Origin of the sequence: Aliiroseovarius sp. S1123, assembly GCF_023015885.1 — a bacterium.
GTDB lineage: Bacteria > Pseudomonadota > Alphaproteobacteria > Rhodobacterales > Rhodobacteraceae > Aliiroseovarius.
The window spans coordinates 636,570-650,110 of the sequence record NZ_JALKBE010000002.1 but is presented as its reverse complement, the minus strand read 5'-3'; the positions used below and the strand labels follow the sequence as shown (position 1 = coordinate 650,110).

General features: G+C 58.6%; 13 protein-coding genes. 9 read left to right on the top strand and 4 right to left on the bottom strand.

Features of this window, described 5'->3' with window-relative positions; genetic code table 11:
- The first annotated feature begins 138 nt into the window (after positions 1 to 138).
- The 5 genes from MWU53_RS06670 to MWU53_RS06650 all read left to right on the top strand — a co-directional run bounded on the left by MWU53_RS06670 (position 139) and on the right by MWU53_RS06650 (position 8,078).
- Positions 139 to 1,785 (top strand): lysine--tRNA ligase, encoded by a 1,647-nt coding sequence (locus MWU53_RS06670; protein WP_247091657.1) that lies wholly within the window; start codon positions 139 to 141, stop codon positions 1,783 to 1,785.
- Positions 1,786 to 1,984: 199 nt separating this feature from the next.
- On the top strand, positions 1,985 to 4,276 hold the full coding sequence (locus MWU53_RS06665) for a glycosyl hydrolase family 28-related protein (protein WP_247091655.1): 2,292 nt from the start codon (positions 1,985 to 1,987) through the stop codon (positions 4,274 to 4,276).
- Between the two features lie 150 nt (positions 4,277 to 4,426).
- Entirely contained in the window at positions 4,427 to 5,380 is a 954-nt protein-coding gene (gene ppk2 / locus MWU53_RS06660; protein WP_247091652.1) for a polyphosphate kinase 2, read from the top strand.
- Between the two features lie 142 nt (positions 5,381 to 5,522).
- The gene (locus tag MWU53_RS06655; RefSeq protein WP_247091650.1) at positions 5,523 to 6,668 is read left to right on the top strand and encodes a lytic murein transglycosylase; all 1,146 of its coding nucleotides are present in this window, start codon (positions 5,523 to 5,525) and stop codon (positions 6,666 to 6,668) included.
- A gap of 63 nt (positions 6,669 to 6,731) precedes the next feature.
- Complete coding sequence (locus MWU53_RS06650; RefSeq protein WP_247091647.1) at positions 6,732 to 8,078, top strand: MATE family efflux transporter; 1,347 nt, start codon at positions 6,732 to 6,734, stop codon at positions 8,076 to 8,078.
- A gap of 114 nt (positions 8,079 to 8,192) precedes the next feature.
- Here the strand turns inward: MWU53_RS06650 and MWU53_RS06645 are convergent, their stop codons facing one another.
- Both MWU53_RS06645 and MWU53_RS06640 read right to left on the bottom strand, forming a co-directional pair.
- A complete protein-coding gene (locus MWU53_RS06645; RefSeq protein WP_247091645.1) occupies positions 8,193 to 8,594 on the bottom strand; it encodes a hypothetical protein in 402 nt (133 codons plus the stop codon).
- Between the two features lie 32 nt (positions 8,595 to 8,626).
- Positions 8,627 to 9,829 carry a pyridoxal phosphate-dependent aminotransferase gene (locus tag MWU53_RS06640; RefSeq protein ID WP_247091642.1) on the bottom strand — a complete coding sequence of 401 codons (1,203 nt, stop codon included), beginning with the start codon at positions 9,827 to 9,829 and terminating at the stop codon, positions 8,627 to 8,629.
- A 106-nt stretch (positions 9,830 to 9,935) separates the two neighbouring features.
- Here MWU53_RS06640 and MWU53_RS06635 point away from each other — a divergent pair, with 106 nt between their 5' ends.
- The 3 genes from MWU53_RS06635 to MWU53_RS06625 all read left to right on the top strand — a co-directional run bounded on the left by MWU53_RS06635 (position 9,936) and on the right by MWU53_RS06625 (position 11,257).
- A complete protein-coding gene (locus MWU53_RS06635; RefSeq protein WP_247091638.1) occupies positions 9,936 to 10,331 on the top strand; it encodes a helix-turn-helix transcriptional regulator in 396 nt (131 codons plus the stop codon).
- Between the two features lie 51 nt (positions 10,332 to 10,382).
- Positions 10,383 to 10,643 (top strand): succinate dehydrogenase assembly factor 2, encoded by a 261-nt coding sequence (locus MWU53_RS06630; RefSeq protein ID WP_247091789.1) that lies wholly within the window; start codon positions 10,383 to 10,385, stop codon positions 10,641 to 10,643.
- A gap of 116 nt (positions 10,644 to 10,759) precedes the next feature.
- Complete coding sequence (locus MWU53_RS06625) at positions 10,760 to 11,257, top strand: MarR family transcriptional regulator (RefSeq protein WP_247091636.1); 498 nt, start codon at positions 10,760 to 10,762, stop codon at positions 11,255 to 11,257.
- Here the strand turns inward: MWU53_RS06625 and MWU53_RS06620 are convergent.
- Together MWU53_RS06620 and MWU53_RS06615 are read right to left on the bottom strand one after the other, a co-directional pair.
- A complete protein-coding gene (locus tag MWU53_RS06620) occupies positions 11,251 to 11,979 on the bottom strand; it encodes a DUF1194 domain-containing protein (RefSeq protein ID WP_247091634.1) in 729 nt (242 codons plus the stop codon). The two genes, MWU53_RS06625 and MWU53_RS06620, sit on opposite strands and share 7 nt — an antisense overlap.
- A 32-nt stretch (positions 11,980 to 12,011) precedes the next feature.
- Positions 12,012 to 12,440, bottom strand: coding sequence for a VOC family protein (locus tag MWU53_RS06615; RefSeq protein ID WP_247091632.1), 429 nt, complete (start codon positions 12,438 to 12,440; stop codon positions 12,012 to 12,014).
- 154 nt (positions 12,441 to 12,594) lie between these two features.
- On the opposite strand from MWU53_RS06615, the gene thyX reads away from it, so the two are divergent.
- Complete coding sequence (thyX, locus tag MWU53_RS06610; protein ID WP_247091629.1) at positions 12,595 to 13,509, top strand: FAD-dependent thymidylate synthase; 915 nt, start codon at positions 12,595 to 12,597, stop codon at positions 13,507 to 13,509.
- Positions 13,510 to 13,541 lie beyond the last annotated feature (32 nt).

Here is a 13,541-nt window from a genome sequence, read left to right as displayed (position 1 = left end):
AGTCCTGCGGGGTCAGGGAATGGGGAATATCTTGCACTTGGAATTGCTCCTCTGTTGCGGTGCAGAATATTGACCCCGAACTCCCTTCGCAATAGGGAGATGTTCACGCGCAATAAGCGCGAGATGAAAGGAAAGCACATGTCCGAAATGCGTGACGCCGCGATGAGTTCGAAAGCCTGGCCCTTTGAAGAGGCACGCCGGGTGCTCAAACGTTACCAGAAGGGCGCACCAGAGAAGGGGTATGTGCTGTTTGAAACGGGCTATGGCCCGTCGGGTCTGCCCCATATCGGCACTTTTGGCGAGGTCGCGCGCACCACGATGATCCAGCGCGCGTTCGAAGTGATCTCGGATATTCCAACCAAGTTGATTTGTTTCTCGGACGATCTTGACGGGATGCGCAAGGTGCCGGGCAACGTACCAAATGCAGAAAGCCTGCATGAACACCTGCAAAAGCCGCTGACCAGCGTGCCCGATCCGTTCGGCACCCACGAAAGCTTTGGCCATCACAACAACGCCATGCTGCGCCGGTTCCTGGATACGTTCGGGTTTGAATACGACTTCTATTCTGCACAGGAGTTTTATCAGTCGGGCCAGTTTGACGAAGTGCTGAAGCGTGCCGTCGAGAAATACGACGAGGTCATGGAAGTGATGCTGAAGTCTCTGCGCGAAGAGCGTCGCCAGACTTATTCGATCTTCCTGCCGATCCACCCGGAAACCGGTCGCGTTCTGTACGTGCCGATGAAAGAGGTGAACGCCAAGAACCACACGATCACCTTTGACGATGAAGACGGCAAGGAATGGACGCTGCCTGTCACCGGCGGAAACGTAAAGCTTCAGTGGAAGCCGGACTTTGGCGCGCGCTGGGCTGCGCTGGAAGTAGACTTCGAAATGTACGGCAAGGACCACAGCACCAACACGCCGATCTATGACAGCATTTGTCGTATTCTTGGCTGGCGGGCGCCAGAGCATTTTACCTATGAGCTGTTTCTGGATGCAAACGGGCAGAAAATCTCGAAAACCTCGGGTAACGGGATTTCGATCGACGAATGGCTGACCTATGCCTCGACCGAGAGCTTGGCATACTTTATGTTCCTAAAGCCCAAAACCGCGAAACGGATGCATTTTGATGTGATCCCCAAGGCGATGGACGAATATCACCAGCAGCTGAATGCCTATCACAAGCAGGATCTGAAGCAGCAGTTGAACAACCCGGTATGGCACATCCACGGCGGCGATGTGCCGGTGTCGAACATGGTTGTGCCGTTCTCGATGCTGCTGAATCTGGCGTCGGTAGCCTCGGCCCACGACAAGGCACAGCTGTGGGGCTTCATCCAGCGCTATGCGCCGGACGCGACGCCGGAAACCCATCCGGATCTGGATGCGGCGGCCGGCTATGCTGTGAAGTATTACGAGGACTTTGTAGAGCCCGCGAAGGTCTTCCGCCTGCCCACCGATCAAGAACGTGGCGCGCTGGAAGAGCTGGCGAAAGCGCTGCGAGATGGTGACATTGCGCTGGACGCGGTTGCGCGCAAAAACGAGATGATGGGCAACGAAGATCCGCTGCCTGAAGTCGATTTCGGATCGGACGAGTTCCTGCAGTCCGTCGTCTTCGCGCTGGGCAAGCTGCACGGGTTCGAAAACCTGCGCGACTGGTTCAAGGCACTCTATGAAGTGCTGCTGGGCGCCAGCCAAGGCCCGCGTTTCGGGGGCTTCGCGGCTCTTTATGGGGCCGAGGAAACGGCCGCCCTGATCGACAAAGCGCTGGCTGGGGAGCTGGTGAAGTAAGACCTGCAAGGCATTGAAATGGTTGGCGGCGTCCGAGAGATCGGGCGCCGTTTTCTATTCTGGTCCCTGTGCAACGCACGCCCGTCTTAACGCCCGTTAACCCCCACCGCGTACCCCTTTTGACGTTTCTCGCCCCGTCCTGCGCGCCCAACGCGTCTGCGCGGGGCATTGCGTGGATTTCGACCTGAAAGGGAACCTGATGAACAAGGCGATTACCGAAGGGGTGGTGTTCATGCCGCCTGAATTTACGGACGGGCTGGATGTTTGGTCAAGCGAGGATGGCACCCCCGGCAGCCTGACCTATGACGGGGCAGGAAATGCGGCCATCGTACCGGCGGATCAGGATTTCGACAGTTGTCTTGAGCTGTTCAAGGACCAGAATACTCAGACGCTACGCTATATGGGGCAAACGCCATTCGAGCAGGGCTGTTATTTGCGTGTGCGCGCGCGGGTCAAGGCGATCTCGGGCCCGTTGCCGTCGGTCCGTATTGCGACGCGTCCCAGCCTGTCGGGCGGTGGTCACGCCACTGGTTATGTCGAAACTGGGCCTGAGGTCGCGCTGACCTCTTATGGTGAGGTGGTCGAGATCTCGGCCATCATCGGGTCGGGCAGCCGGTCGAGCGTTGATATGGTGTGGGGCGCAGATGTCGCCTATGCCCATGTTGGGCTGGATCTGACCGGGTCGAATGGTGCGGCGGTGCGTATTGACGACATCATTATCGAGGACGTCACCGGTGCCTATCTCCGTGATATGATGGACTGGGTCGATGTGCGCGATTTCGGAGCGGTCGGGGACGGCGTCACCGATGACCGCGCCGCGTTCGAGGCCGCCGATGCGGCTGCCGGCGGGCGGACCCTGCTTGTGCCCGAAGGTGTTTTCTACATCGGTGCGAACCTGACCTTGCACACGGATATCCGCTTTGAAGGCACCGTGACGATGGCAGACGATGTGTATCTGTCCATGACACGAAGCTTCGATTTGCCCAACTATATCGATGCGTTCGGCAGTGAGCTTCTGGGCTTCCGCAAGGCGTTTCAGGCATTGTTGCACTATGCCGACCACAAGGTTCTGGACATGGGCGGACGCCGCATTGACGTGACTGAACCCATTGATATGCAGGCGGCGTATGCGACGTCGGACACGTTCCTGATCCGGCGCGCGATCCGTAACGGTCAGTTCTACGTCATCGGGGGCGCTGCCTGGGATGACGAGGTGACGACGTCAACGGCGCAGTACAGCCCGGCCAACCCGCTGAAGCTGACCAATGTGCCGGGGATTTCAGCCATTCAGCCGGGCTCGATCGTCACCGGCAACGGGGTCGGGCGTGAGGTCTATGTGAAATCGGTTGATGTCAGCGCGTCCGAGCTTGAGCTGAGCCGCCCGCTTTGGGGCGCAGATCCTAACCAGACCTATACGTTCACCCGACACAAATATGTGCTGGATTTCGGCGGGTTCGCCGAGCTGCGCCGCCTGAACATGATCGAGATCGAGTTCCAATGTAACTCGCATGCTTCGGCAGTGATGCTGGCGCGCAACGGCGAGAACATGGTGTTCCAGGACTGTCACTTCATCAAACCCAAGAACCACGGGATCAGCTCGACCGGGCGGGCCTGTCAGGGGCTTCAGGTGGATCGCTGCCAGTTCATCTCGGCCGAGCAAAGTACCGCCGCAACGGACCGCGTGTCTGTGGCGGTGAATGTGAATGCCAACGATTCCAAGATCCGAGACACGCAGTTCCAACGCATGGGGACGTCGATGGTGATGTATGGCTCGGGCCATATTATTCAGGGCAATCACCTGTATCAGGGGGACGAGGTCACGGATGGTCCGCGCGTGGCGGGCATCGTGTTTACCCTTGAAAACAACAAAACCGTACTGACCGGAAATTACATCGATAATTGCATGGTCGAGTGGAACAACGAACATGACGCCGAGCCAGATTTCAGCAACGAGTATGCCTTTGGTGGGATGACGATCACAGACAACATCTTTACCGCAAATGATGTTGCGCCCTGGTTCACTTGGATCATGATCAAACCGTTCGGAACCGGGCATTACCTGTCGGGCCTGCATGTCAGCAACAACACTTTCCGGTCGCTGAATGGACGTATTGATCGGGTCGAAAGCGTGTCGACCACTCATGGCACCTTGGACGGTTGGAGCATGCGTGACGTGACCTTCAAGGACAATGCCTTCGTGGGGGTCGATCAGAGGACGATCTCGCCGGTGACGCTCGAGTTCAATCAAAACACGGAAGCCAGTACTTGGAGCTTGGATGGCTCGGCCTTTTTCCCGTTTGGTGGAAATGCCCGGACGGTCAGCTCTGTGGTGATCGAAGGCGATCTGCGGGACAGTTCCAACAATCTGGTATGGGACAATCCGCATGTTCTGGTGAATCAGGGGGCCGGCGCGAAACTGGCACAACTTCAATGGTCAAAGCCAGTGCGCGGGACGGTGCATGTGACGCTGCGCACGGACAAACCCGTCTGACACGCAAAAGAAAAGGCCCTCCCGTCGGAGGGCCTTTTTTCGTCGGTTTTGCGGGATAGGCCTGAACATCTTTGAATTTCTTGATGCGGATCAAGGCGCGCTGCGGCCCGGTTTGTTAGAGGCAAACCGGACAATGAAGGAGAGACGCGAATGAGTGTGAGCCAGACCCGTAATAGTGCGCCGAAAACCGCAGCAAAAGCGGCAGCCCAGCCTGCAGCCGAAGCCAAGCCCGTGGCAAAACCGTTTCCGAAAGTAAGCGCAGATCAGATCCGCGAGACATTTGAGAACGGCAAGTATCCTTATGACACCAAGCTGGGTCGCAAGGAATACGAAACCGAGAAGGCGCTGCTGCAGGCCGAGCTTCTGAAAGTGCAGCGCTGGGTTGGCGAAACGGGTCAGAAGTTCGTGCTTCTGTTCGAAGGCCGTGACGCGGCCGGTAAGGGTGGCACGATCAAACGCTTCATGGAGCACCTGAACCCTCGCGAAGCGCGCGTTGTTGCGCTGAACAAGCCGACTGACGAAGAGCGTGGCCAGTGGTTCTATCAGCGGTACATCAGCCAGCTGCCGACCGAAGGCGAAATGGTCTTTTATGACCGCTCTTGGTACAACCGTGCGGGTGTTGAGCGCGTGATGGGCTTCTGCAATCCAAGCGAATACTTGGAATTCATGCGCCAGACGCCTGAATATGAACGCATGCTGACCCGCTCGGGCATTCGTCTGTACAAGTACTGGTTCTCGGTCACCCGCGAAGAGCAGAAACGCCGCTTTGACAGCCGCAAGGATGACCCGCTTAAGCGCTGGAAGCTTAGTCCGGTCGACGTGGCGTCCCTGTCGAAATGGGATGACTACACGGAAGCAAAAGAGGCGATGTTCTTCTATACGCACACCGCCGATGCGCCGTGGACGATCATCAAGTCGAACGACAAGAAGCGCGCGCGTCTGGAGTGCATGCGCCACTTCCTCTCGACCGTCGACTATCCGGACAAGGATTATAATCTGGTGCGCTCTCCTGATCCGCTGATCGTTGGACATGCCAGCCAAGTGATCCACAACTCGGACCATATCTTGGGCGCAAGCCTGCATCCGGATCAACGTCGCGGTTGATCCGTCGAACAGCATTGAATGATAGGGGCGCGATCTGCGCCCCTTTTTCATTCAATCCTATGTTTAAACGCAGTAGTCTGGAGAAAATAGAATAGCGCACGAACCCCGGAGCGCTTCGTATACTAGCAGTGCAGGTGATTTTATGCCCCATTCCAGACGTTTCATTCTGGCCGGTTTGTCGGCTGTTACTCTTGGGGCTTGCCAATCTGGAGGCGCAGTAAGCAGCGTTCCGCGCAGTGCGTCTGGTGGAATGCGCGCTGTGCGCAATGCACGGTTTGACGCTTGGGTGCTTGGGGCCAGGAAACGGATGATCGCGCGAGGGCTGCCCGCCAACGCCGTCAACCGAGCCTTCCGCGATGTGGGCTATCTGCCCGGCGTGGTGGAACGCGACCGCACTCAGACCGAATTCGTGCGCTCGTTCGAGGATTACTTGGCCATCGCCGCCTCGGACGCGCGGATTGCGAAGGGGCGCGCCATGCTGTCTAAACACGCAAGCCTGCTGAACCGGCTTGAAGCCAGATATGGCGTCGAGAAAGAGGTGATCGTCGCCGTCTGGGGCGTGGAAAGCCGTTATGGAGAACGACGCGGCGATGTGCCGGTAATGTCCGCGTTGGCGACGCTGGCCTTTGACGGGCGACGTGGCCGTTTCTTCGAAGGACAGATGGCCGCCGCGATCAAGATCCTTGCGCGCGGCGACATCACACCCGCGCGTATGGTGGGAAGCTGGGCAGGGGCAATGGGACACACGCAGTTCATCCCCTCGTCCTATCTTGCCTATGCGGTGGATTTCCGCGGCGACGGCAAGGCAGATATCTGGTCGGATGACCCCACGGACGCGCTGGCCTCGACCGCTGCTTATCTCAGCCGATCCGGCTGGCAACGCGGGCAAAGATGGGGCGAAGAGATCACCGGGCGTGCGCCGTCGGGCAGGGGCCGCGTGGTCAAGTCTGCAGGTGACAGTGGCCCGGTGTTTGAGGTGTATCACAACTACGCGGTTCTGGCCCGCTACAACAACGCGCAGAAATACATCATTGGCGTCGGGCATCTGTCCGACCGACTGGTCGGGCGCCCCGCGCTGCGCGCATCGTTCGGACCAGATGAACACGGGCTGACGCTAGAGGATCGAAAGGCCCTGCAACGCGGGCTGACCCGCGCAGGCTTTGACACGGGCGAGGCCGATGGCGTCTTGGGCAAAAAGACCTTCGCCGCGATCGAGGCGTTTCAGCGCGCGCGTGGGCTTCGGGTGACAGGCACACCATCGAAAGCGCTGCTCGCGATGCTGCGATAGCGCCAACACTCTGTGCTTGCTCCGCCGCATCCCCCACAATAGAGGTGGAGAATGACACAGGTAATGACTCTCCCTCAACACATGCGCGCAGTTCTGGTTCTGGGCACACCTTTGGTGGCCTCGCAACTGGCGCAGTTTTCGGTGCAGATCACCGACACGATCATGCTGGGCTGGTACGGGGTCGAGGAACTGGCCGCCGTCACACTGGCGGGCACGTTCTTTTTCATTTTCCTGATCATGGGGGCGGGACCAGGGTTTGCCTTGATGCCGATGGTGGCCGAGGCGGAAGAGGCCGGGGACGAGGTGCGCGTTCGACGCCTGACGCGGATGGCACTGTGGATCTCGGTGGGATTTGCGCTGGTGGTACTGCCCCTGATGTGGATGTCTGGCCCGATCCTCCAGGCGATGGGGCAGGATGAAGCGCTTAGCCTGATTGCGCAGGACTATCTGCGGATTGCTGGCTTTGGCATGATCCCGTCTTTGATCGTGATGTCTTTGCGCAGCTACCTGTCCGCGCTGGAACACGCACGCATCGTCCTTTGGGCGACGGTGATTGCTGCGGTGATGAACGGGGTCATCAACTACGCACTGATCTTCGGCAATTGGGGCGCGCCCGAGTTGGGTGTGCGCGGCGCGGCGATTGCCTCGGTCACAATTCAGATCGCAGCAGGGATTGTATTGTGGGTCTATGCCGCGCGCCTGAACCCGGAACAAGCCTTGTTCCAACGTCTGTGGAAACCAGATTGGGAGGCCCTGATCGACCTGCTGAAACTGGGCATTCCCATCGGAATGACAACCCTGGCCGAGGTTGGGATGTTCTCGGCCTCGACCATCGTTGTGGGGCTGATTGGCACGTTGGAACTGGCGGCCCATGGGATTGCGCTTCAGATCACTGCACTGTTCTTCATGGTGCATCTGGGCCTGTCGATGACGGCCACAGTACGGGCCGGGCGTGCCTTAGGCCGCAAGGATGAACTGGGTCTGCGCCGCGGTGCGCTGGCCGTGACCTTGGCATCCGTCCTGTTTGGTGGGCTGACCGTCATTCTGTTCCTGGTCTTCCCCGCGCCGCTGATCCAATTGTTCCTGGACCCGGCCGAGGTCTTGCGCACCGAGATCGTCGTCCTTGGCACCTCGCTCCTTGTGGTTGCCGCTCTGTTCCAATTCGCCGACGGCGCACAGGCCATCGCCATGGGGCTTCTGCGCGGGGTGCAGGACACGCGGGTGCCAATGATCATCGCCAGCCTCAGCTATTGGCTGGTCGGGATGGGATCGTCCTATGTGCTGGGGATCACGCTGGGCTTTGGCGCGGTGGGCGTCTGGTGGGGGCTGCTTCTGGGCCTACTCTGCGCAGGCGCCTTCATGTCGTGGCGTTTCTGGCTCCAGTCTTCGCGCATCGGCGTCCGAGGCTAATGCAGTCGGCGGCCAACATCTTGCATTTTCTTGCTTAAAATATCCCGGGGTGAGCCTCAACGAGGCGAGGGGCAGAGCCCCTCACGCCCACGCTGCGTGCGACATAGACCCGCCCTAGCCCTTGATCAGCCGATCCGCCTTTTTACGCACCAACATCGTGCGCAGGTCATGCATGGCCAGCAAAAGCGCGTCGGTCACCTGTTCCAGATCTTCGTCCGATGCACGGGCCTGCGCCCAATGCGTTGTTAGGTTCAGGTGATCGACAGTGCGCAGAATATCATCGATATCGCGCTGCTTCAGATGCGCACGGCGCTGCTCCATCCACTCGGCAATCGCGGCATTGTCCTCGTCGGACAATTCGCGACCCCCTTGGGGTTTCACGTCGCCGTTTTTGATGTTCAAAACCGCAATCTGGTCCAGTTCGATCCGGCGCTGCCGGTTTTCCGTATCCACCTTGAACACGAAAGCGCCGTTTTCACGGACACGGAAATAATAGTCAGGCAGGACAGCGGACATCTGGGACCTTTCGATTCGGAGCGCCTTTGGTTCTATACCAAAGACGCACAGAAATCCTGAATGCGGGTGCACGCTTCCTTCAGTGCTTCGTCCGACGTGGCATAGCTGACACGGAAGTTCGGCGACAGGCCAAAGGCCGAGCCAAAGACCACGGCCACGCCTTTCTCTTCCAAAAGCGCCTTGGCGAAGGTTTCGTCGTCGTCGATCTTCACGCCACCGGCCGAGGTTTTGCCGATGCAGCCTTTGATCGATGGGTAGACGTAGAACGCCCCATCCGGCACCGGGCATTCGATGCCTTGGGCGGCGTTCAGCATCTCGACCACCAGATCGCGACGACGCACGAACATCTTGTTGTTCTCGGCGATGAAGTCTTGCGGTCCGTTCAGCGCCTCAACGGCGGCCCATTGGCTGACCGAACAGGGGTTCGAGGTCGATTGCGACTGGATCTTGCGCATGGCAGCGATCAATTCCACCGGACCCGCGGCATAGCCAATCCGCCATCCGGTCATGGCATAGGCTTTCGACACACCGTTACAGGTCAGCGTGCGGTCATAAAGACCCGGCTCGACCTCGGCGGGGGTGCAGAACTCGAAATCATCATAGGCAAGGTGTTCATACATATCATCCGTCATCACCCAGACATGCGGGTGACGCATCAGAACGTCCGTCAGCGCCTTCAGCTCGTCGCGCGAATAGCCTGCACCGGTCGGGTTTGAGGGCGAGTTGAAGATCAGCCACTTGGTTTTTGGCGTGATCGCGGCCTCAAGTTGCTCAGCCGTCATGCGAAAGCCGGTCTCGATCGGGCATTCAACCACCACGGGCTCGCCGCCAGCTAGCAGCACCATGTCCGGGTAGCTCACCCAATAGGGGGCCGGGATGATCACCTCGTCCCCCGGGTTCAGCGTCGCCATCAGCGCGTTGTACAGGATTTGCTTGCCGCCTGTCCCGACCGAGACCTGCGCGGGGGTATACTCCAGCCCGTTCTCGCGCTTGAACTTGTCGCAGATCGCCTGCTTCAGCTCGGGCATGCCGTCAGGGGCGGTGTATTTCGTTTTGCCCGCATCAATCGCAGCTTTCCCCGCGGCTTTGATGTTCTCGGGTGTATCGAAATCAGGCTCGCCCGCGCCAAGGCCGATCACATCGCGCCCCGCTGCTTTCAGCTCGGCTGCAAGGGTCGAAACGGCGATGGTCGGGGAAGGTTTTACGCGGTCAAGTGTCGCGGAGAGGAAAGACATGGCGGCCTCGGTTTGTATGTTGGTCGCAATTCTTCTAGGGTGCGCCGCGAAGCTGATCAAGCATCATCAGGTGCCGCGTATCGACATTGTATGAGGAGAGACAGCCATGGAACAAACTGAAACAAACGGTGACTGGTTTTCCGAGGATGCTGCGACCTTTGGGGATCGCCTTGCTGCTGCCCGCGAAGCTGTAAATATGTCGCAATCCGACTTGGCTAGACGACTGGGTATCAAGCTAAAAACTTTGCGCGGATGGGAAGAGGATCTTTCCGAACCGCGCGCCAACAAACTACAGATGGTTTCGGGCGTCTTGAACGTTTCCATGCGCTGGCTTTTGACCGGTGAAGGGGAAGGGGTTGAAGAGCCGGGGCTTGAGAATGGCGAAGCCCCGGAAGTGCGTGATCTTTTGCTTGAAATTCGCGATATCAAGATGCAGATGAACCGCTCGGCCGACCAGCTTGGGCGGCTTGAAAAACGCCTGCGAAAGCGGCTGGAAGGATAAGACATGACCGGCATTCCCTATGATCAGCTGAAGGAAACCCCTGGCGCGCGTGTGGACGAAACGCCTGAACATCGCGTCAAGCGATTGGCCATGCGGTCGATGCGGCGCGGGATCAAGGAAATGGACATCATCCTGACGCGCTATGCGGATGATCATCTGGAGGATATGACCCCGGAAGAGCTGGATTTGTACGAGGCGCTGTTGGGTGAAAACGATCAGGATCTCTATCAGTGGGTGTCGGGCCAACAGGACGCCCCCGAGGCGCTGTCCGAGCTGATCTCGCGGATCGCGCAGCACATGCAGTCACGCTGAGTGGCGAGTGATTTTCCGAAAATTGTCCTGAACTCCGGGGCAGTTTTCCGAGATATTTAACCGAATGTTCTCTTTTCCGGCTCAAGAGTCGTCTCAGTAACGGTTCGGAGAGACGCATGAGCATGCATTTGCAAATCGGGCAATCGGTCAATCATGGCTTTGTTGTGCAGTATCTTGAGGCGCTGGCATTGGTCGAGCGTTTGCACAGATTGCTCTTGGATGTGATCAAGGATGAGTTTGAGCGCGTTGGCGTGTTGGAAGTAAACGCGGTTCAGGCGCTTTTGCTGTTTAACATCGGCGATAACGAGGTGACAGCGTGCGCGCTGAAAAGCCGCGGATATTATCAGGGCTCGAACGTTTCCTACAACCTGAAGAAGCTGGTCGAGATGGGCTATATGCACCATCAACGCTGCGAGATTGACCGCCGCTCGGTTCGGGTGCGGTTGACGGAAAAGGGCCGCTCGATCCGTGACACCGTCGCAGGCCTGTTCGAGCGTCACGCCGATGGGCTACAGTCGCGCGATGTGTTGTCCTCGAATGGGATCAACGACATCAATACTGCGTTGAAACGTGTGGAACGCTATTGGACCGATCAGATCCGCTATATCTACTGAGGTGAAGTCGCCACAGGCACAGAAGGGGACGCGTCCGAGACCATAACCCCCTGCGTTTCGCGTAAAAGCTTCTTGATCATGGCGGCCTCGAACTCTTTGAAGCTGACGGCTTGAATGGTGAAGCTTCCGATGCCGTGCAGGACATAGGCCTCGAAATACGAGGTCAGATCGCGGTCGGGAACTGATGCACCGATGACCAGTGCGTTGACGACGACGTTTTTCAGAAGCGGGTTTTGCCTGACATCTTGCGGACGAGGACCGGAATTCGATTGGCCATCGCCAGACAAGTCCAGACTGTGCGACCAGCAGTCGGGGCGCTGTGCCAATAGCTCCGCCCCGAACAGCATTGCGCGTCCCAATCCGGTCGAGGGGTCCGCCGGAATACGCGTGGATTGACGCAAGCCGTCCGCGATATCTGCGATGACAGATCTCGACGTTAGCGGGGTCCAGCTGCGCAGCATCCGCTGATGCCCTGGGCCGCTCCATTCGTATACACTCAGATTGATCACGGTTGTGGGCGACGCAAGAAGCTTTTCGACCACTTCAGGGCTTTCCAGTGCGGCCGCCAACCCATCCAGTTGCAGACGGTATTCATGACCATCCACAGACCCGGACACGTCCAAACCCAACGCAAGCGCCTGCCGGCATTGGGTTTGCGAAAAAGCCAATTGTGGGAGCGTACAGGCCAGACCGATCACTGCCACACGCCTGACAAGGCGCATGACACCTGCATCGAATTTGGCCCGAACCTGCATCACCAGTGCCCGGTGTTTTCCATGCTGGCCCAAGGTTCTTGCGGGGGCAGGGGCGTTCCGGCCTGCAGAAGCTCGACCGACACGTTGTCCGGCGAGCGTACAAAGGCCATCCGGCCATCGCGGGGCGGGCGATTGATCACCACACCATTGTCCTGCAGATGCTGGCACATGGCGTAAATATCCTCGACCTCATAGGCCACATGACCGAAATGGCGGCTGTCAGACGGCAATCCGTCATCGCCATCCCAGTTATACGTCAGCTCGACCGGGCATTCCGGCTGGCCGGGAGGCGCCATGAATATCAGCGAGAACCGCCCTTCTTCAAAATCCGAATGGCGGGTTTTCTCAAGCCCGAGCAGCTCAAAGAATCGAATGCTGGCCTCAAGATCCTTCACACGGACCATCGTGTGCAAATAGCGAAGTTTCATTGATGTATCCCAGATGAATGACAAGTTTCCCGGCCAGCCTATCAGGTGAACGCGGCGAGAACAGCCAAAACACGCATTCCACGGCATATGGCTGTTTTTCCGAAAGCCCCAACTAGATATAGTGGCGGGGCATCCAACACACGAGAGATTCGCAATGTCATTGAGCCCCGAGCAGATCCAGGAAATCGAAGAGCAACGCGCCCAGACCGGCACCACCCGCCGCGCGATCAGCGAGGGGATGGAAAAACACCTCTATACCGCGCATGAAGTGCTGGACCACGGCTTTGTCCGTGTGATCGACTATATGGGCGATGACGCCGCGATCTGTCAGGCCGCGCGCGTGTCGTACGGTAAGGGCACCAAATCGGTGCAGAACGACGAAGGGCTGATCCGCTATCTGATGCGCCACTGGCACTCGACCCCGTTCGAGATGTGTGAGATCAAGCTGCATGTGAAACTGCCTGTCTTCGTGGCGCGCCAGTGGATCCGCCACCGGACCGCGAATGTGAACGAATACTCGGCGCGCTATTCGATCCTCGACCGCGAGTTCTATATCCCCGCGCCCGAACATGTCGCCGCGCAATCGGTGGTGAACAACCAAGGCCGCGGCGCGACGCTACAGGGCGAGGAAGCCGCCCGCGTGCTGGAAATCCTGAAGGCCGACAGCAACCGCGCCTATGATCACTATGAACAGATGATTTCCGACGAGGGGCAGGACGGTCTGGCCCGCGAACTGGCCCGCATGAACCTGCCCGCCAACATCTATACCCAATGGTATTGGAAAGTGGACCTGCACAACCTGTTTCACTTCCTGCGCCTGCGCGCCGACCACCACGCCCAATACGAAATCCGCGTCTATGCGGACGCGATCTGCAAAGTCGTCGCCGACTGGGTTCCGGCGGCTTACGGCGCGTTCGAGGATTATCGTCTTGGTGGAGCCAACCTGTCCGGCCGCGCGATGGATTGTGTGCGTCGGATGCTGAAGGGCGAGGAGGTCACGCAGGAGAACTCGGGCATGTCCAAGGGGGAGTGGCGCGAGTTTGAGGGTGAGCTTAACGGTCAGGGCTAAGCCCTGATCAATCGCTCCGGGGGAGCGATTGA

Excerpts from the sequence above, each read along its gene's own strand:
- MWU53_RS06670 (WP_247091657.1), top strand. The coding sequence starts at position 139 with ATGTCCGAAATGCGTGACGCCGCGATGAGTTCGAAAGCCTGGCCCTTT.
- MWU53_RS06665 (WP_247091655.1), top strand. The coding sequence starts at position 1,985 with ATGAACAAGGCGATTACCGAAGGGGTGGTGTTCATGCCGCCTGAATTT.
- ppk2 (WP_247091652.1), top strand. The coding sequence starts at position 4,427 with ATGAGTGTGAGCCAGACCCGTAATAGTGCGCCGAAAACCGCAGCAAAA.
- MWU53_RS06655 (WP_247091650.1), top strand. The coding sequence starts at position 5,523 with ATGCCCCATTCCAGACGTTTCATTCTGGCCGGTTTGTCGGCTGTTACT.
- MWU53_RS06650 (WP_247091647.1), top strand. The coding sequence starts at position 6,732 with ATGACTCTCCCTCAACACATGCGCGCAGTTCTGGTTCTGGGCACACCT.
- MWU53_RS06645 (WP_247091645.1), bottom strand. The coding sequence starts at position 8,594 with ATGTCCGCTGTCCTGCCTGACTATTATTTCCGTGTCCGTGAAAACGGC.
- MWU53_RS06640 (WP_247091642.1), bottom strand. The coding sequence starts at position 9,829 with ATGTCTTTCCTCTCCGCGACACTTGACCGCGTAAAACCTTCCCCGACC.
- MWU53_RS06635 (WP_247091638.1), top strand. The coding sequence starts at position 9,936 with ATGGAACAAACTGAAACAAACGGTGACTGGTTTTCCGAGGATGCTGCG.
- MWU53_RS06625 (WP_247091636.1), top strand. The coding sequence starts at position 10,760 with ATGAGCATGCATTTGCAAATCGGGCAATCGGTCAATCATGGCTTTGTT.
- MWU53_RS06620 (WP_247091634.1), bottom strand. The coding sequence starts at position 11,979 with ATGCGCCTTGTCAGGCGTGTGGCAGTGATCGGTCTGGCCTGTACGCTC.
- MWU53_RS06615 (WP_247091632.1), bottom strand. The coding sequence starts at position 12,440 with ATGAAACTTCGCTATTTGCACACGATGGTCCGTGTGAAGGATCTTGAG.
- thyX (WP_247091629.1), top strand. The coding sequence starts at position 12,595 with ATGTCATTGAGCCCCGAGCAGATCCAGGAAATCGAAGAGCAACGCGCC.